Genomic DNA, 17,093 nt, shown 5'->3' with positions numbered 1-17,093 from the left:
TGGGATTTGAACAATGCTGAGGAACTATTACTTCGCTAAGCTCCGAAGTGCTCTCGCGCAAAATCCAGAAAGCTCCTCAACTTGGGCGTCACGCGGCGATCACGCGCATATAGAACGTGTAATGGTCGCGAAGGCGCCTGATAATCCGGAAGCACAACAACCAGACTGCCCCGATCGAGTTCGCCCTTCGCCAGTTCCACGGGCTGAAGCATGACCCCGACGCCCGCCACGGCGGCCGCCAGCAGCACCTCACCATGGTCTCCCATGAACCGCCCCGAGACCTGCACAGCGACGCGGCCTTCAGGGCCATCAAACGTCCACTCCGATCGTAGTTCCGTATGCGTAAAGCCAAGGCACTCATGGCGCTCAAGATCTGCGGGGAATGTTATGCGCGGGTTTGCAGCAAGATACGACGGCGCGGCGCATAGCACTAACCGGTATGGAGCCAGTGGCTGAGCAATCAGGCCGCTATCCCCCAGTTCGCCAATCCTGAACACTGCGTCATAACCCTCGTCAATCAGATCGACGGCTCGATTCGACAGAGTCACGTCAACTGCGACCTGCGGAAACGCCTTAAGGTACTCCGGCAACTTAGGCGCCAAGGTGTGCATCCCGAAGCTCACAGGCGCATTTACCTTCAGACGGCCAGTCGGCATTGAACGGGTCTCGGCTACGAGGTTTTCGGCCGCCTCGACCTCCGCGAGGATGATCTTGGCGCGTTCGTAATAAGCCCGGCCGATATCTGTCGGGCTTTGCCTACGGGTCGTTCTGTTCAGCAGACGCACGCCGAGACTCTGTTCCAGCGCCTGGACGTATTTTCCGACCAGTTGTGGCGACATCTGAAGCGCATCCCCAGCCGCCGAGAACGAACCCAATTCGACTGCTTTCGTGAAAACGCTCATACCCGCGAGGCGATCCATTCGAAACATCCTGTTGTGAATGTCCAAAGATATCACGCATTTATCTCAATGGATTTGCAGTCTAGACTTGTTGCAGTTGTCGTAAGCGGGCCGAACCCGGCACGTACGCGACCTACCGCAACCTGCTCCGCTCTCGTTTGGCGGCGCACGCAAACGACGCCGTTGCGGCCGACCATACTTACTTACAAGGTTCAAATCATGTCCGCCGAATCGAACAAACTGTTGACGTCCCGCTTTGTTGAATTCATCAATACAGCCAGCGAGGCGCTTGCCGAAGAGCTTGTTGATGCCAATGCAATCTTCCACGCCCCCGTCAGCCCGGATCCTTTCATTGGACCGCAGGGGTACATGAAAATCCTTGGCATGATGCGCTCTGGTTTCCCCGACATTCAATGGACGCTCGAAGAAATGATCGCGGAAAACGACACGGTTGCCGCACGTTTCATCATGCGCGGTACTCACCAAGCCACCTTCTTTGGCATGCCCGCAAGCGGAAAGAAGATCCAGGTTCAGGCCGTGAACTTCTATCGTTTTTCCAACGGGAAGATTGTCGAAGAGCGCGGGCAACCTGACCTGTTGGCCCTCTTGCAGCAAATCGGTGCGGTTCCAGCCTGAGCGGAAGATAGTCGCGACCGCCGTATGCACTTTCTGTCGAGGCGATGGTGCATAGGCGTTCCTTTTTTCGCGAGTTGGATGCCGAACAGGCGAGTCACAACGGAACCGCGAATACATGTCGGGAACACCGCGGCCGGTCCCTACTAAAGGGCACCATTACGCATGTCGATCTTCGCGTATAGAAAGATGGTTTGCCGCGTGACCTTACTCACGCCGACGATCCTGGTCACAGCACCGAAGGTCGTCAAGCAGTCGGGGCATACCGCCGCTGGCCCCCTGGTGGGATGCATCAAAGGTCAGGGTGACGAACCCTTGTCCGGCGGCGCCCGTCTTTATTCAGGGGCGTATGAAAGGGATGAAGACAGCTCGCGGTGGGCATTCGCCTGAGCGAGCAAGGTGTTCGCCTTGGATTCAAAAGCTTCAACTGCATCCGCGCCGGCGGCGAAGCGAGCGGGCGGCTCTTCCTGTGCCGTCAATTCCACTAGCGCGGCGGCGAGTTTGGCCGGATCGCCACCCTGCTTGCCGTTCATGCCTTTCCACGCAGTCACGGTCTCCTGAGTGCGGGACGCATAGTCATCAATGGAGAGTTCGGCGTAGGTAGTTGAGTCTGCGCTGAGGAGATCTGTTCGGAAAAAACCTGGTTCTACCAGCATGGTGCGAATGCCAAAGGGAGCAATTTCCTGGGCAAGCGACTCCATCCATCCTTCGACGCCAAACTTTGCGGCGGCATACGCACTGCAAAACACACCAGCAGTAATGCCAGCCGTCGATGAGATTGTGACTAACAGGCCAGAGTGCTGCTTGCGCATCACCGGCAATACAGCCCGGGCAACATTCATCGGGCCGAACAGAAGCGTTTCGAGCTGGCTACGCACCTGGGCGGGGCTAAGCTCCTCGAAGAAGCCCCCATAGAAGTTCCCCGCGTTGTTGACCAGCACGTCAATGCGACCAAACCTCTGGACGGTAGTTTCGACGGCGGCCTCGGCATCCGCGGAGCTGGTCACGTCCAGCTGGGCGACCAGAAGATTATCGTGATCGCCGATGGCGTTCCTGACCTTTTCAGGATTACGCCCGGTCGCCACAACATCGTGGCCGCCCGCCAATGCTGCCTTGGCGATATCCACGCCCATGCCGCGACCGGCGCCGGTAATCAGCCACACTTTCTTGCTATTCATACGTAGGTCCTTTGTGTTCTTGATGCCCCGAAATTCGAGCATCGGATATGAATTAACTGGCTTCAGTGTCGCGCGATTGGCACCGGGGAGGTTGCCGAAAGTGCCGAACTTCTTGCCTAAACTGACGAAGCGTGCTTAAAGCCACGCGAATGGTCTTCTACCGGAGTAAAGTGTTTCCATCGTCTTGGCGTTTGAGATTTCGCATGAAATACCGGGTTTCCGAGCCAATGAGTACGACTACCGCACGCACGGCCGGCCTCGCGCGAGCCATCGCCCGCTTTGCCCAGTCTGACGGCGACTACACCACAGCCATACCAGCCCTTTCCCTTCACCGCCGGAAGGGGCCAACCGAGCCGTTGCACTGCATCTTTAGCCTCGGGCTGGGCGTCGTTGCGCTGGGCCATAAGCAGGCGTTGGTAGGAAAAGAGGTAGTGAACTACGGCCCCGGCCAGTCGATGCTGGCAAGCATCGACCTGCCTGTGATCTCGCACGTCACGCGCGCGAGTATTGAGGAACCGATGCTGGGCCTGATGCTGACACTGGACAGCCGTGACATCGTGAAGACAGCTGCGGAGATGCAGTTGCCGGCTCCGCCTCGAACGCCAGCTTTCACGCCCATCACGATCGAAACTCTTGACGATGCCCTGATCGGCGTCCTGATTCGGCTGATCGAATTGCTGGACCAACCGGCATTGGCTCCGCAATTGGCGCCGCTCTTTCAGCAGGAAATCATCGTGCGACTTCTCGCTGGCCCCCACAGTCCGCAGTTACAGCACCTTGCGGCCAACGGATCGCCGAGCCAACAAATCGCCAGGGCCGTGACATGGCTCAAGCAGAATTTCTCGAAGGGACTCCAGGTGGATGACCTGGCCGCGCACGCGCACATGAGTCCTTCGACGTTCCGTCAGCATTTCCGCAACATCACCGGAACAAGTCCTCTGCAATACCAGAAGCAGCTGCGCCTGCAGGAGGCGCGGCAGTTGATGCTCAACCTTGGCATCGACGCGGGTAGTGCCGCGATCCAGGTCGGCTACGAGAGCGCCTCGCAGTTCAGTCGCGAGTACAGCCGTCTGTTCGGCGCGCCTCCGCAGCAAGACGTGAGGCGACTGCGGCTGTCGTGATGCGCACGTTCGCGACCCGCAGGAAGCTATTGTTGACGATCCAGGTCACGGGGTCGAACGGGTGCTTCGTGGCCGAACTCAGCCGGATACGGAGTGCCAGCGAAGACTTCTGGAAGGCCGGTAGACCTCTCCCTTGAAACATCACCGATAGGCCACCCATACGGCAGCGCTCAAGAAAACAGTTTGGGTGATTCAAATGCCGTTTTGCGCCGACGTCGCGAAGGCGTGGATCGAGTGGTTCGCGCGGGAGCTTTCTTGCCAACCGAAGCGAGGCGCTCATTGAGATCCGACAGCGCTTTCCAGACAGACGTGCGATCGGGCTCCCGCCAACGCCAGTTCAAACCGGTTCACCAGTTGCGGCAGGCTCAATTCCCCAATCATCTTTCGAGCGAACTCCAGCTTCGGCATAAGAACGCTCCCCTAAGTCCTCAGACGACGCGCCGGCATCGGCGTCACCACAAATCGTCAAGATCCCGCGACATCTGGTTTTTTGTCTTGTCGCCGGGACGTCCGCCGCTTGCCTCTCCCTCTGGCGACGTTGGTTTTAGCACATCGAAATGAAAAACCACATCCACGCAGATCCGGACAAAGCAAGCGTGCGGCCGGTTCGTGGTGAAAGCGCTTTCAGGGGGAGCGACACTACCCTCTCCCTCCTGCGCTTCCCTGTTCACGCCGCGTCCGCTAGCATCGACTGACGACAGTCAGCCGCGGCACACCTGCACACATATAGAGCCCGAGCCTCTTCATCCGAAGGATCGTCAATGGCCAGCAAATATTCAATGAACAGTTCTTCACCTGCGCCGATCGGCCGGAGTGTGTGAATGAAAATCCGATTGCCGTCTTCGATGGTTTCGCAGTTAGGCGCGCATGCGTGGTTGAGCCACCGTGCGCTGTTGCCGCCGCGGCTGCCGTCAATGACGCGTCCGTCCGACAGGCCGAAGAGGAACGTATGTCCGGCTACGCCTTCACGCCGGTGCCGGCGAACGGCAGCCCGCCACGGCGTGATTTCACCCTTGTACTCAAGCACGCGCTCGCCCGCCGCGAGCGCATGCATGGCGAACACGCCTTTGCCGTGAACTGAAGACCGCCGAACGATCACGCGCCGCATACTCTTTCCTTTCCCGATGTCAGCGCGAGTATACGAGCAGCAAATTTCCGCATCCAGTGCGATGGGATGGGCCGCACTTGCCACGTTCGGGTATCGGCGGTCATATCGAAGCTGGATAGTCGAGGTATTTGATCCGCAGGCACCCCGGAATGACCGACCGATCGGCCCGCGAAGAGATCCAGCTTCAGGATAGCTGGGCCGCGACCTTTCCGCAAATCGCGACCGGCGGCTGTCGCCCGCTGTCAGGCTCCGTTCACGGCATCCTTGAACGCCTTGCCCGCCGTGAACTTGACGGTCTTCGCGGCAGGGATCTGGATTTCGGCGCCGGTCGCCGGATTGCGGCCGACCCGCGCGGCGACCGCATCCACCAGTTCCTGTTTGTTCATTGCTAATTCCTCTTTGTGGTTGTGTTGTCGCCACCCTACCCGATCGGCGCGCCTTCACGCAATCACCAGCAGCAGGCGATCCCATTCCGCGGCGACCGGATCAATTGCAGGTGCACCGAACCCACCACCCGCCACGTGCGGGGCGGCCGGATACGCGCGAACACGCCTGGCTGGCTGCGAATTGATTATCCGCTGCCCCCAGCGGTCCCACAGCTGACTCGCAACGCTCGAAAATGCTTGATCAGAGCGGGCCGGACCTTCAAAGCGCCGCTACAGGCATCGGTAGCGATCTGCGGGTAAATTGCGGGTAGAAATTCATATTGTCACTCAGCAATGAGCCATAAAGTCCCGACCAGCAAGGCTCTTCGCGATCCTAAGTTGATCCTGAATAACGACTACCATCTGGTTCACCACGACTTGCCGCATGTTCCCTGGTTTGCACTCCGGAAGGTCTATGAAACGTCCCGGCAGCAGTACATAGAACGCTCGGGCGGCTTTCTCGTGCACGGGTACAGCGAATGGTTGATGCTTTACGCATTCGCTCTGGTTGCGACTCCGGTGCATGGCGGCAATCTATCCGATTTCATTCAGAGAAACCCGCCTGCTTCCGCCCGGTTTGCGGGTAAGTTGCGAGGCACTTTCATGGCAGTTGTCCGTCAAGGAGAACTTCATGAAGCTCATCCGTCTGCGACTGCAGAACGCCGAAGCGCAGGACAAGTTACATAAACTCCGGGGCCGCGAGGCCGCGTGTTTCCACGCGCTATGCGAAGGGTTCGCCACTCGGGACCATGCCGGTGCACGACAGGCGACATTCACGGCAAATCCCATCGCTAGTCGAAGAGCTGCGGCACCGGCTGAGCATTTCTACGCTACTGCGCGTCTGAATGAAAGGCAACGCCGCGCCTCATGGTCGAAAAGTCGGTCGCTACCCCCAGGCACCAGAACAGCCCGCTCTCCAAGTACCTGACGCGACGATTCACGCTCTGGACGTCCATCAAAATCAGGTGCGATGCGTGCGCTACATTAACGGCGAGAGTTAAACGAATCCGCGCCAGTAGCGATCACGGCTAAAGGAGTGCCCGACGCGGACGCATCAGTCACGACACCACCGACGCCGCTGAAGCCAGCAACGCGAACCTGTGCCGTAACGCGTGGTGCATTTTGCGCAGCGAGCGTCAACGCGCTTTGGCCGCGTTGCGAAGCCGGTGCACCGTCAATCGGGTTATATGACGGTGCGGGACCAAAGCCGCTCGCAAAGACAGGGGGCGCCAGGAAAGCCGTTGCGGCGACCATGGTCATTGCGAGCAGATTTGTGCCGACGAACAACAACGGCGCAGCGAGATTCTTTTTCATGATGTTCATTCCAATGTGTCGTAAAGGTTGTGGGTCTGGCGTGCGTTCATTGAACGTCGTCAGAGCCGCGGCGCAGTAGCCGCTGCCGGACTCAGTTCGCTGCGAGGAAGTTCTGTACCGCGGCGATAGTCGGCGCGGGCGCTTCGTCCATCAACCAATGACCGGCGTTCGGCACGATGACTTCCTGCACGTTCGTCGCCGCGTTGCGCATCTGGACCGCCACGTTGGCGCCGAAGGCCTTCTCTGCGCCGATGGCGAGCACCGGCATCGTCAGCTTCGTCTGCATCGCCTTGAGGTTGTCGGCGTCATCCTTCTGGTCGATCGCGAGGAACTGGGCGAACGCGGAATGCATCGCGCCGGGCTTCGCGTAGATCGCGGCGTAGTGGCGGCGGGTCGCTTCGTCGATCTTCGACGGGTCGCCGGCAAACTCGTCCCAGAAACGGTCCAAGTAGATGCGCTCGCGGCCGGCGACCAGGCGCTCTGCGTCCCGGCCGCCGAAGTTGAAGTGCCACAACGCGGGCATGCGCACGATCTGGTTCCACGGCGGGATGCCGGGTACCGGCGAATCGATCACGACGAGGCCGCTTGTTTTGTCCGGATAGCGTGCCGCGTAGGCATACGCAACCATCACGCCGATGTCGTGGCCCACGATGTCGGCGCGATCGATGCCGAGCTTGTCGAGCACGGCACGGATGTCGCCGGCCTGAGTCCACTTGTCGTAGCCGCCGGCAGGGTGCGAGGACAGGCCCATGCCTCGCAGGTCGGGCACGATGACGGTGTGGTCCTTCTCGAGCGCGGCAGCCATCGACGACCACATGTCGCCGGTCTCGCCGAAGCCGTGAATCAGCACGACCGCGGGCCCGTGGCCGCCGACGCGGACGTTGATCGTCGCGTCGTCGTTCACCACCTGCGAGGTGCGGAAGTCGGCCGGAAAAGGCGTGGGCGCGGCGTACGCCGACAGGGTGCCCAGCACCAGGCTGGCGGCAAGGCCCGCCACGACTCGGCGGAAACGGCGGGAGAGCGTGGACGAAACGGCTGCGGACATGCTCGCCTCCTTAGCACGGAGGGACGGGCACGCCGGATTCGAGAACGTTCGCCGGATGCCGTGACGCCAGTCACGCTTTGCCGTCAGGTCTGCACCCTCCGAACGCGCGCCGTCGGCCACAACTCGTGCAAGTTTTTCGGTGTGTCCGTGGGGGGAGTCGTGGAGAACAAATGCTTTCGCCATGATGAATTTTCCTTGCCCTGGGGCAATGCGGATCGGTTGAGATGCGCTGCAGTTCGGCGGTCGAGGCCGGGTGCGGCATCGACTTCACGCATTTTATGACGGTCGTCAGAAAACCTGCAACAGATTTTTGTGACGATCGTGATAAAATGGAATCTTGAGTTGTTCACTCTCACCATTAACCGAAGGATCCAGATGGCCAGGCCCAGGGAATTCGACGAAGACACGGTGCTCGAAGCCGCAATGCAACGCTTCTGGAATAACGGCTATGAGGCGACATCGATGCGCGACCTCGCCGACCTCACCGGAATGACTACGCCAAGCCTCTACAACGCGTTCGGTGACAAGAGAGCCATCTACCGTCTCGTGCTCGATCGGTACGTCGGTCTGGCGCTCGAAACCTGCTCGGCGATTTTCGGAGGCGATGAGCCGCCCTTACGCGCATTGGAGCGGTACTTCGATGCAACGATTGAAGAAGCGCTCGCCGACACGCTTCACAAGGGGTGTTTTGTCGTGAACACAGCGCTGGAGGTGGCGCCGCACGACCAGGGCTTCAAAGATGTTGTAACCGGAGTCTTTGGTGAAATCGAAAAATGTGTCCGCGACTGCGTCGCGGCTGGGCAGCGCGAAGGATCAATCCTTACCTCGCAACCTCCCGCCGACATCGCGCGGCTCGCACTGAGCACTATCCTGGGCCTCCGGGTCCTGGCCCGCGCCAATCCCGATCGCGAACTGCTGAGCGGGGTCGTTCGGCCGTTTTTCGTTTTGCTAAGGACACCGACTCAGGCAAGTGGTGAATGAGGACGGAGAGTCGCGTTCGCGGTGGCGGCACCGGGTAGTTGTCGATGCCGCCTACAGACTAATCCGCCTTCACGCCTTCAACCTGAATCTGCAAACGGGTCAGCGTCTTGAAACCGTAATTGGTGCCCCAAGCCACGCCGTAGTCAGCGCGGTCGAATTGCGCGCTGGCTTCTGCACCGCACACTTCTTTCTTGGTCAACGGGTTCATGAAGCACTTGAACGAATCAATCTTCAACGTCAGCGGCTTGGTTACTCCATGAAACGTAAAGTCACCTGAGACTTCGACCGGCGTGTCGCCGTCAAAGCGGAGCGCACTGCCCTTGAATGTCGCGCTCGGGTATTTGCTGGCGTCGAGGAAATCAACTGACTTCACGCGCGTATCGAGTGGCACATTGCCGGTGTCGATCGACGCGGTGTCAATCGAGACGTCGACCGTGCCAGTCTTCGCCACGACATCAAGCGTCACGACGCCGCTGCTTTTCGTGAACTTACCCCGCCACACCGAAATACCACCAAAATGGTCGGCTTCGAAGCTCGGATAGGTGTGCCTCGGGTCAAGGTTGTAAGTTGTCGGGGTCGCCATGGCTGAGCCGGCGATCACGGCAAGAACGCCGACTGCGATCAGGTGCTTGTTCAAATCAGACTCCTTGAGTGTGGCATATGTGTTCGGCAACGGTTTGAATTGTGTCAGGATCGCTAACGAATTTGTTCGTGGCGTGGCAAGCATATCGGCGACGTTCACGCAGTTATCGTATCCAGGTAACTTGCCGAGGACAAGTGAACAGGTTACGTATTCTGTTGCCGTCTGCGCAACAGTGTCGCCTGGCAAATCACTGAGACGAACAGGCACCGGCGCTGGTCAGAAAAGCACCATCGTCGCTAACAGTGAGTTAGCTGCCGAAGAAAAATCAACAGGAAAGAGAGCGTCAAAGACAACAGAAGGCGAAGCGTTATTCACGTCGGAATGGACGCGCTGCGCTGTCTGCGGGTAGGTCAACTCCAGATTAAAACCATCGGCTGGAATTCGGCATAAATCGACACATCATGCCTTCAATCAGGCAGACTGAATCGCGAACTGCTTGTGGGCCTCGCGTCTATGCAGCGGCCATCATCGGCCCGAGCTGGGATCGTGCCACGTCAACGAAAGCCTGCATTGCACTCGAGACATAAGCATCATGCCGCCGGATAAACAGCGTTTCGACGTGCGCCTTTTCCGGCGATATCGTGTGGATACTGACGAGGTCCTGTTCCGCTGCCGCCGAAACCACGCCTCGCGGCAAGAGCGTGATACCAATCCCAGCAGCCACGCACGCAATGATCGCATCCATTGAACCAAACTCGAGGGGCGCAGCCGTGAACACCCCCATTTCGGTAAGCAATGTGTCGAGCCGCTGACGGTAGGAGCAACCCAAACGGAAGACAATTGTTTTAAGGTCCGGTACCGATCTGATCACTTCCAGCGAGCGCATGGTGCGCGGCGTGACCAGAACCAGCTCCTCATGAAAGACTGTCTCTGTGTGAAGGTCCGGATGGTCCAGCGGACCAGCTATGAATGCCCCATCAAGCCGGCATTCCGCGACATCGGCAGTGAGACCGCAACTCGTGCCGGTCGTCAGGGACAGCCGAACTTGCGGATACATTCGAGCAAAATTACTCAATATCGGGGAAAGCCTAAGCGCCGCCGTCGTCTCGAGCGTTCCAAGTGTCAGAGCGCCGCCCGGTGCGCCGTCATCCAGCGCAGCTATCCTGGCATCCGTAATGAGCTTCGCGATACGCGCGGCATACGGGAGCAAGCGCTGCCCCGCAGGGGTCAAGCTCACGCCACGCACATGACGCTGAAAGAGAACGACGCCGACCTCCCGCTCCAGCGCTCGAATGCGCGCTGTCACGTTCGATTGAACGGTATTTAGCTCGGTAGCTGCCCGGTTCATACTGCCATGACGAGCTACGGCTTCGAAGACTTTGAGGTCGGCAACGTCCATGCTTCACACCTGTATGAAATGTTCACAACCTTGGTAAAGCTTCTCTTCCATCCTACATCAAAGCGAAATTAAACATCCAACGGATACAATTCCCATTGGATATCTTCGCGAGCACCGGAGAGGTTCGAGACAATCAAAGATCAGACGTTTCGCACCTGGCGCAAAGACGCAGCGTAAACGGCGAAGGCGGATCTCGAGGACCCGCCTTCGAACCGAACAGACGCAATGCCGCTCTGCCCGCGCTGGAACACCGCGTTGACCGGCTCGCAGGCTCAACCACCTGGCGGCGACCACACTTGCGCGTGCCGCCGTTCCTGAATCTAGTGGCCAACCGGCCTTGCGAATACCCGACGCTCTTGGGGAGCCGCACTCCGCGCCCGATCCGTATCTGCCTGTTTGCTGCGGTCCAGCACAGACACCAGCCAGCACGTCACAAAGGCGAGCGGCATAGTCACTATGGTCGGCGGATCGATCGAGAAAAGTGGCTTCGCATTCCCCATAACATGCACCCAGACCGCTGGGCCCGCGATGGTCAGCAATACGGCGGAGACCAGGCCGACAGTTCCTCCCGCAACGGCTCCAAACGTGGTCAATCGTTTCCAGTAAAGGGCAAGTAGCAACACTGGAAAAGTCGAGCTACAGGCGACCGAGAACGTGAGCCCAAGCATATAAGCCACATTCTGTGTCCTGAATGCAATGCCCAAAACCACCGCGATCACGCCAAGTACCAAAGTCGATATCCTCGATACGCGCACTTCATTCGCCTGACTTGCCGTACCTTTGCAGAACACACAGGCGTAAAGGTCATGCGAAACCGCCGAAGAACCGGCGAGCGTCAATCCCGACACAACCGCAAGGATGGTGGCAAATGCAACTGCCGATATAAACCCCAGCAACGCGTCTCCCCCTACCGCCTTCGCAAGATGGACGGCAACCATGTTTATCCCGCCCAGCGGCTTGCCTGCAGCATCCAGGAAGTCCGGATTAGAGGCGACCAGAGCGATAGATCCGAATCCGATGACAAACACGAGTGCAAAGAATATGTTCATAAAGACGCTCGCCCAAAATACTGAACCCCGTGCAGCCCGTGCGTCAGGAACCGTGAAGAAGCGCATGAGAATATGCGGCAGGCCTGAGGTACCGAACATCACCGCGAGACCCAACGAGAATCCCGATACAGGATCTCTGGCCAGAAACTGAGGGCTAAGGATCGCATTGCCCTTTGGATGAATCTCCACCGCGCGCCGCAACAATTCGGAGAAGCTGAAGTCGAAATGTCGCAAAACCAGAAAGCTCATCACAACTGTGCCAGTCAGCAGGAGCGCTGCCTTGACAAGCTGCACCCAAGTTGTGGCGACCATGCCTCCGAAGGCCACATAAAACATCATGAGCGTGCCCACAAGAATTTCGGCGTATACGTAGTCAATGCCAAACAGTAGCTTGATCAACTGCCCCGCCCCCACCATCTGCGCGATCAGATATAGCGAAACAATGCATAGCGACGCGCAGGCCGAGAAGATACGAATCGGTTTCTCGCCAAGACGCACGGAAACCGCGTCTGCGACCGTATATTTACCGAGTTTTCGCAGTCTTGTTGCCACCAGAAAAACAACAATCGGCATCCCTGTCGAATACCCAACCGCATAGACCAGACCATCAAATCCGCTACTGAACACCAAAGCTGTCAGGCCAAGGAACGCGCCGGCTGACATGAAGTCGCCCGCGATTGCAAGACCATTCTGAAATGCGGTTATCTCGCCGCCTGCCGCGTAGAAATCGTCAGTCGACTTGGTTCGCTTCGCGGCCCAGTAGGTAATAGCCAGTGTCGCTAGAACGAAGGCAAGAAAGAACACTATTGCCACACCGTTCCCGCTACCCACGCCGCTTCCAGCGGCAAAGGATTCAGTACTCACAACGCACGCGGAAACTGACAGCGCGGGCAAAACGCCACACCGAAGCATAGTCATAGCAGGTCACCAGGTAATCAGCGGATAACTTTCGGCTGAATCGATACGAAATCTCGCGAGTCTGCGGCGTTTTCGACCAGTACATACAGCCCGATAAGCAGCACGCCAGCGATCAGAATTACTATTCCGTACAGAAACGCAACCGTAATCCTTGACCCATCTACCACCGGCGAAGCGAGCGTTGCCGGCGACACGGCGGCAAGCGTAATGAATCCAAAAAACATCAACACTTCGACGAGCGTCAGGAATATTGCCAGCCCTACCCTTTCACGTCCGGTGCCGACACCGTCGACCTCCATCGTTGTTCCGCTCATATCTCCTCCATATTTTTTTGTACTACGTATTATTTAGGTTGAATAACCTGCTTCCCATCGAACCTGACATAGACAAACCTAAGGTTTCGTCATGTGTTCCATCAATGTCGCGTGGATATGAAACGCTGGCCGCCGGGCGCCACACCGGCGGAACGCAGAAGAAGCCCTCAACACACAGTTGCGCGTAGCTACCCCGCAGATTTCTTGAAGTCCTCCCCATTGATCCGACTGGAAATACTGATATTTTCAGCCGGGTGTTCATGCAAGATCACGTTAATGATCTTCGGATCCGACCCGATCGAGTCGTGCGTGACCTGGATGATGTCCCTGATGAGTTGTTCACGCCGTTGATGCGTGAGACCGGTCTTGATATGGCATTCGATGAAAGGCATGATGACTCTCCGGAAGTTCTATTTAAGACGGCCAATTAGTTCTTTGTCGTTCGCAGCACCTTCGACATACTCGGGAAGGTGCTCGCCATGCTCGACGAAATTGATTCCACGTCCTTCGCGAATCACAAGAAAAATGTCGTTCTTCGTCTCACCCGTCGCGGCGCTGACCACCCGGAGTAATCCTGCGGCAAGCAGCCGCTTCTGTTCGTCGGTCCGGCCAAAACGCATGTCACAAGAAATGAGTGCCATATATATCTCCTAAAAATCTTTATGGACTATTGAATCCCCGGATGCATCACCGGGAATCGTGGTTCAGGACTGACCTTCACCATAAGGTTCATCAATTCTTCAATTGAGTGTTGCTCCAGCGTTGAGACCAGATCGATGATCTGGTTTCGAAGCGACTGGTCCGCGTATTGTTCGCTCAACCAGTTGAATTTCTCGACGGTGCGTTCCCATGTGAACGGGTTGTCCAATCCGCCTTCGAAGCCCACATGCTCCTCGGCCAACACGCGACCATCCTTGCATTTGATCGTCACGCGTGTGTTTAGCTCTCGTGGGTATTGCGCCGAGAATTCGGCATCAGGCTTCACAGTCACCCTTTTGAGCAATGCCTGCGCATCGGCAGCCTGTACACGCTCGGGTTCGAGCTGAGCCGGGCCAACCTGATCGTCGAGCAACGCTGCCGCAATCAGGTACTTGAGGTTGTAGTCCGCCTGTTCTTTAGTCTGAGGGCTATCCTTTGGGCCGAAGCTGCCGCCGCCGGCAATTTCAAATCCGGTCTGAAAGATGTCACATTGGACTTCATCCACGTCACCGCTCTTCAAACCATGTTTGCGCTTTAACGCGAACGTAGCCTCGAGAACGGGCTGGCCGTGAATGAGCGAGCAATATTTCTTCATGACCGTCTGATGAACGACCTCGAGTCGCTGGTCTTCCCAATCGACTTCGAGCGGTTGATCAAACATTCGCACCAGACCATTGGGCCCCTCAAAAAGGCGGAGAGGACCTGTAAAACCACGCTTGGCGAGAGACGCTGAATAGACGGCTCTCATACCCGTGATACCGGGAGAGAAGCCCTTCCACTGCGAAACCGGTTCGGAATGCACACATGAAAGCGAAATGTTGTCGATCGTCGCGATTGCAATCGCGTTTGCGATCTGATCGGCATCGAGACCGAACAACTTTCCCGACCCCGCCGCGGCGGACATTGCCAGCTGAATTGCGTGATTGAAGCCCTTGGCCATAACAGGAACGATCGCCGTAATGCGACAGCCAATCTCGTAGGACGTTGCCAATGCCAGCATGAACTCCTCGCCACTTGCGGACACATGTTCAGCAGCGGCCAGAATGGTCCCGAAGTTATCGCTCGGATGACAGAGTCCGCCGGGAGACATGTAGCTATCCAATAGGTCGACATACCTGACCAAACCGGTGTTGTACAACGCGGCTTGATCGGGCGAAGTCTTGCCGCCGCCAATCATTGAACACGTCCCCGAGCCACGGTACTCGTCGAACTGGTCTCGAAGCGCTTTGAACGGCTTACCTGGCAGCGCTGCTATGGCGCAACCCAGGCTGTCGAGAATATTCCGCTTGAAGACTGCCCTTGTGCCAGGCGTAAGATGCTCCGCGCGCGCTTCGTATGTAAAACGGCCGATACGCTGAGCAGTGGTAGGTGTACGCATTTGAAGTCTGTCCCTCCGAAAAATCCGGATCGCCTCGAATGGCAACCCAATGTTCTTTCCCACCGATGTCGAGTTCCGAAGTGACATGGCGGTTCTCAATCCAGTAATACAAACTCGCACCGATTGAACCGGATATCAAGCGAAGGTATTACATACGGCTATCTATTCCGGAGATAACCCCGTCACTCCACAATCCTCGTCAATGCGTCCGTTGCGCCAGCGGAGCCGCTCAGGAGCGCCCGCTCGCGCCCTCTGGTTTGCGCTGTTTCTCAACGGCAAATAGTTTCCCGGACTATTTCGTCGCCGGAATCGAAAGATCGGGTTCGGTCTCAATCACAATCAGCCACTACTCTGATGGCTTCAGACGCGGCCGCAACGTCCGCCTTATGGTTCGCGCCGCGCACGGCTGCGTCGCAGGTCCAGCACTGCGCTTATCGACTCCTGACGACGACCGGGAATCACTTGAATCGGCGAACCTGCTGAAATAAATCCGGTTTTCGATACGCTTAAATACACACCGGAGTAACCGCTCATCATCATATGTTTGGCAGCGCGTGCATATCCCATCACGGCGTTAAACTTGTAGCAGGGATTCCGGGGTGACTCGACGCGAAATTCGACGTCACCCATCAATATTCGGTCCCCAACCCAGAGCTGGGTTTCGAGCAGCCCGCATGTCGTCAAGTTCTCTCCCACCGCGGCAAACGGCAGCGGATCGTCGGCACCCGCAACGCCTGCTTCCAGCCGGCGCTCCCGCCACCACTCGTAATGTTCGACCGGATACATATACACAGCCTTCTCAAGGCCTCCGTGCACACTAAGGTCCACCTGCTCATCGCCGACCAGGCCTAGCCTGCGAACCTCGATGCAAGCCTGCTTGTGAAGCGAGCTGACAGGGATTTTGCGTATTCCGGAGTTAACTACCATCCCTTGCGAGGTGCTCCCCGCATCCAATCGGGCACTCGAACCCACGCTAACCGCGAGCAGCCGGGCGGCGATTACGTTGATGACGTCACCGTCCGATTTTTTGCGTAAAGCGAGTAGCCAAGTATCGCGTCCATTTCCCTGACGATGTTTCCAACTATCAATCTGGCCGGCAGCACATCGTGGATCAAGGCAGCAGATTCGCCTGCGATAACAGCGGCGGTGTCGTAGTCGTGATTCTCACGAGCACTTGAATACCTCGTCCGTTCCTCATGTATTTGCTGAAACAGTTCGCGTTCACGCCCAACCCATTTTTCGGAGAACTCGTTTCGCAGCACCCGGCCCGTATACGGTGCCGGCCAAACGTTATCGCGCGCTATGTCAAACAGAATCCCACGGATGGTTTGCTCACCGCCCGTGCAGTCGACAATCCGCCGTTTGGCATCGTCGTGCCCAATCGCCTCCTCGCTTGCATACATGCGGGTTCCCAGCACGATGCCCGAGGCGCCAAGCGCAAGAGATGCTGCAAAACCCCTGCCGTCGGCGATGCCGCCGGCTGCAACCACCGGCACCATCTCACCCACTGCGTCCACAACCGCTGGAACAAGTGAGATCGTGCCGCAGGCAACGCCATGTCCACCGCCTTCCGCACCTTGAGCGACGATGATATCCGCGCCCTGGCTAACCGCCTCACGTGCCATCGCAGCCGTCTGAACTTGGCAGATCGCGAGAATTCCTGCCTTCTTCGTTCGCTCGATGTGTTTGCTTGCATCACCGAACGAGAACATGATTGCAGCGGGTGAATGTTCAATGCAGACATCGATAAGATGTGGCTGTCTGGATAGACTCCAAGTAATGAACCCCACCCCGATTCGCGCCCCACGCGCCGCGGCAAACTGCTGCCGCAGCCACGCCTCGTCGCCGTACCCACCACCTATTATTCCGAATCCGCCTGCGTCAGTAACCGCTGCGGCAAGCCTGCCGCCGGCCACCAGGTCCATCGGCGCAAGCAGTATCGGATGATCCACACCCAGTACCGATTTAAGTTGCTCGTATCGCTCAAACACTGTCGTCTCCTCGATTTTTCGTCAACGAATCCGTCTCGCCTGCCACCACAGGTGTAAT

Annotated in this window: 17 protein-coding genes and 2 pseudogenes; 4 read left to right on the top strand and 15 right to left on the bottom strand. The window is 57.7% G+C overall.

Translation table 11 applies throughout. From position 1 onward, the window contains the following. Positions 1 to 35: 35 nt before the first annotated feature. Positions 36 to 920 (bottom strand): LysR family transcriptional regulator, encoded by an 885-nt coding sequence (locus M0D64_RS28015; protein ID WP_266260113.1) that lies wholly within the window; start codon positions 918 to 920, stop codon positions 36 to 38. Positions 921 to 1,118: 198 nt separating this feature from the next. Between M0D64_RS28015 and M0D64_RS28010 the strand changes: the two genes are divergently transcribed. Beyond that, positions 1,119 to 1,535, top strand: coding sequence for an ester cyclase (locus tag M0D64_RS28010; RefSeq protein WP_266260112.1), 417 nt, complete (start codon positions 1,119 to 1,121; stop codon positions 1,533 to 1,535). A gap of 332 nt (positions 1,536 to 1,867) precedes the next feature. Here M0D64_RS28010 and M0D64_RS28005 read toward each other — a convergent pair whose 3' ends face one another. Beyond that, the gene (locus M0D64_RS28005; RefSeq protein ID WP_266260111.1) at positions 1,868 to 2,710 is read right to left on the bottom strand and encodes an SDR family oxidoreductase; all 843 of its coding nucleotides are present in this window, start codon (positions 2,708 to 2,710) and stop codon (positions 1,868 to 1,870) included. 203 nt (positions 2,711 to 2,913) lie between these two features. Between M0D64_RS28005 and M0D64_RS28000 the strand changes: the two genes are divergently transcribed. Beyond that, positions 2,914 to 3,831: an AraC family transcriptional regulator gene (locus tag M0D64_RS28000; protein ID WP_266260110.1), complete on the top strand. Its 918-nt coding sequence runs from the start codon at positions 2,914 to 2,916 to the stop codon at positions 3,829 to 3,831. A gap of 667 nt (positions 3,832 to 4,498) precedes the next feature. On the opposite strand, the gene M0D64_RS27995 is transcribed toward M0D64_RS28000, so the two are convergent. Both M0D64_RS27995 and M0D64_RS27990 read right to left on the bottom strand, forming a co-directional pair. After that, positions 4,499 to 4,939 (bottom strand): SET domain-containing protein, encoded by a 441-nt coding sequence (locus tag M0D64_RS27995; protein WP_266260109.1) that lies wholly within the window; start codon positions 4,937 to 4,939, stop codon positions 4,499 to 4,501. Positions 4,940 to 5,181: 242 nt separating this feature from the next. Further along, positions 5,182 to 5,295: pseudogene (locus M0D64_RS27990) on the bottom strand (HU family DNA-binding protein); the annotation flags it as partial. A gap of 408 nt (positions 5,296 to 5,703) precedes the next feature. On the opposite strand from M0D64_RS27990, the pseudogene M0D64_RS27985 reads away from it, so the two are divergent. After that, positions 5,704 to 6,051, top strand: a pseudogene (locus M0D64_RS27985) (fatty acid desaturase); the annotation flags it as partial. A 297-nt stretch (positions 6,052 to 6,348) separates the two neighbouring features. Here M0D64_RS27985 and M0D64_RS27980 read toward each other — a convergent pair. Together M0D64_RS27980 and M0D64_RS27975 are read right to left on the bottom strand one after the other, a co-directional pair. Beyond that, positions 6,349 to 6,678 carry a hypothetical protein gene (locus tag M0D64_RS27980; protein ID WP_266260107.1) on the bottom strand — a complete coding sequence of 110 codons (330 nt, stop codon included), beginning with the start codon at positions 6,676 to 6,678 and terminating at the stop codon, positions 6,349 to 6,351. A gap of 91 nt (positions 6,679 to 6,769) precedes the next feature. Beyond that, positions 6,770 to 7,906, bottom strand: coding sequence for an alpha/beta fold hydrolase (locus tag M0D64_RS27975; RefSeq protein WP_266260105.1), 1,137 nt, complete (start codon positions 7,904 to 7,906; stop codon positions 6,770 to 6,772). A gap of 159 nt (positions 7,907 to 8,065) precedes the next feature. Here M0D64_RS27975 and M0D64_RS27970 point away from each other — a divergent pair, with 159 nt between their 5' ends. Then, entirely contained in the window at positions 8,066 to 8,704 is a 639-nt protein-coding gene (locus M0D64_RS27970; RefSeq protein ID WP_266260104.1) for a TetR/AcrR family transcriptional regulator, read from the top strand. Between the two features lie 58 nt (positions 8,705 to 8,762). On the opposite strand, the gene M0D64_RS27965 is transcribed toward M0D64_RS27970, so the two are convergent. From M0D64_RS27965 to M0D64_RS27925, 9 genes are all read right to left on the bottom strand, one after another. After that, on the bottom strand, positions 8,763 to 9,287 hold the full coding sequence (locus tag M0D64_RS27965; RefSeq protein WP_266260159.1) for a YceI family protein: 525 nt from the start codon (positions 9,285 to 9,287) through the stop codon (positions 8,763 to 8,765). Positions 9,288 to 9,798: 511 nt separating this feature from the next. Further along, the gene (locus M0D64_RS27960; RefSeq protein ID WP_266260103.1) at positions 9,799 to 10,686 is read right to left on the bottom strand and encodes a LysR family transcriptional regulator; all 888 of its coding nucleotides are present in this window, start codon (positions 10,684 to 10,686) and stop codon (positions 9,799 to 9,801) included. Positions 10,687 to 11,006: 320 nt separating this feature from the next. Further along, entirely contained in the window at positions 11,007 to 12,599 is a 1,593-nt protein-coding gene (actP, locus tag M0D64_RS27955) for a cation/acetate symporter ActP (protein ID WP_266260102.1), read from the bottom strand. 71 nt (positions 12,600 to 12,670) lie between these two features. Beyond that, positions 12,671 to 12,967, bottom strand: coding sequence for a DUF485 domain-containing protein (locus M0D64_RS27950; RefSeq protein WP_266260101.1), 297 nt, complete (start codon positions 12,965 to 12,967; stop codon positions 12,671 to 12,673). 188 nt (positions 12,968 to 13,155) lie between these two features. After that, entirely contained in the window at positions 13,156 to 13,359 is a 204-nt protein-coding gene (locus tag M0D64_RS27945) for a tautomerase family protein (RefSeq protein ID WP_093645835.1), read from the bottom strand. 18 nt (positions 13,360 to 13,377) lie between these two features. Next, entirely contained in the window at positions 13,378 to 13,608 is a 231-nt protein-coding gene (locus M0D64_RS27940; RefSeq protein WP_266260100.1) for a tautomerase family protein, read from the bottom strand. A gap of 26 nt (positions 13,609 to 13,634) precedes the next feature. Then, a complete protein-coding gene (locus M0D64_RS27935; protein WP_266260099.1) occupies positions 13,635 to 15,044 on the bottom strand; it encodes an MmgE/PrpD family protein in 1,410 nt (469 codons plus the stop codon). 384 nt (positions 15,045 to 15,428) lie between these two features. Continuing rightward, entirely contained in the window at positions 15,429 to 15,971 is a 543-nt protein-coding gene (locus M0D64_RS27930; protein WP_266260158.1) for an MOSC domain-containing protein, read from the bottom strand. Between the two features lie 71 nt (positions 15,972 to 16,042). Continuing rightward, complete coding sequence (locus tag M0D64_RS27925; protein WP_266260098.1) at positions 16,043 to 17,035, bottom strand: nitronate monooxygenase family protein; 993 nt, start codon at positions 17,033 to 17,035, stop codon at positions 16,043 to 16,045. Between the last annotated feature and the right edge of the window lie 58 nt (positions 17,036 to 17,093).

Origin of the sequence: Paraburkholderia sp. WS6, assembly GCF_030464835.1 — a bacterium.
Classification (GTDB): domain Bacteria; phylum Pseudomonadota; class Gammaproteobacteria; order Burkholderiales; family Burkholderiaceae; genus Paraburkholderia; species Paraburkholderia madseniana.
This window is presented reverse-complemented; position numbering and strand designations above follow the sequence as displayed.

Excerpts from the sequence above, each read along its gene's own strand:
- M0D64_RS27965 (WP_266260159.1), bottom strand. The coding sequence starts at position 9,287 with ATGGCGACCCCGACAACTTACAACCTTGACCCGAGGCACACCTATCCG.
- M0D64_RS28010 (WP_266260112.1), top strand. The coding sequence starts at position 1,119 with ATGTCCGCCGAATCGAACAAACTGTTGACGTCCCGCTTTGTTGAATTC.
- M0D64_RS27950 (WP_266260101.1), bottom strand. The coding sequence starts at position 12,967 with ATGAGCGGAACAACGATGGAGGTCGACGGTGTCGGCACCGGACGTGAA.
- M0D64_RS27935 (WP_266260099.1), bottom strand. The coding sequence starts at position 15,044 with ATGCGTACACCTACCACTGCTCAGCGTATCGGCCGTTTTACATACGAA.
- M0D64_RS27975 (WP_266260105.1), bottom strand. The coding sequence starts at position 7,906 with ATGGCGAAAGCATTTGTTCTCCACGACTCCCCCCACGGACACACCGAA.
- M0D64_RS28005 (WP_266260111.1), bottom strand. The coding sequence starts at position 2,710 with ATGAATAGCAAGAAAGTGTGGCTGATTACCGGCGCCGGTCGCGGCATG.
- M0D64_RS28015 (WP_266260113.1), bottom strand. The coding sequence starts at position 920 with ATGGATCGCCTCGCGGGTATGAGCGTTTTCACGAAAGCAGTCGAATTG.
- M0D64_RS28000 (WP_266260110.1), top strand. The coding sequence starts at position 2,914 with ATGAAATACCGGGTTTCCGAGCCAATGAGTACGACTACCGCACGCACG.
- M0D64_RS27980 (WP_266260107.1), bottom strand. The coding sequence starts at position 6,678 with ATGAAAAAGAATCTCGCTGCGCCGTTGTTGTTCGTCGGCACAAATCTG.
- M0D64_RS27930 (WP_266260158.1), bottom strand. The coding sequence starts at position 15,971 with ATGGTAGTTAACTCCGGAATACGCAAAATCCCTGTCAGCTCGCTTCAC.
- M0D64_RS27995 (WP_266260109.1), bottom strand. The coding sequence starts at position 4,939 with ATGCGGCGCGTGATCGTTCGGCGGTCTTCAGTTCACGGCAAAGGCGTG.
- M0D64_RS27945 (WP_093645835.1), bottom strand. The coding sequence starts at position 13,359 with ATGCCTTTCATCGAATGCCATATCAAGACCGGTCTCACGCATCAACGG.
- M0D64_RS27940 (WP_266260100.1), bottom strand. The coding sequence starts at position 13,608 with ATGGCACTCATTTCTTGTGACATGCGTTTTGGCCGGACCGACGAACAG.
- M0D64_RS27960 (WP_266260103.1), bottom strand. The coding sequence starts at position 10,686 with ATGGACGTTGCCGACCTCAAAGTCTTCGAAGCCGTAGCTCGTCATGGC.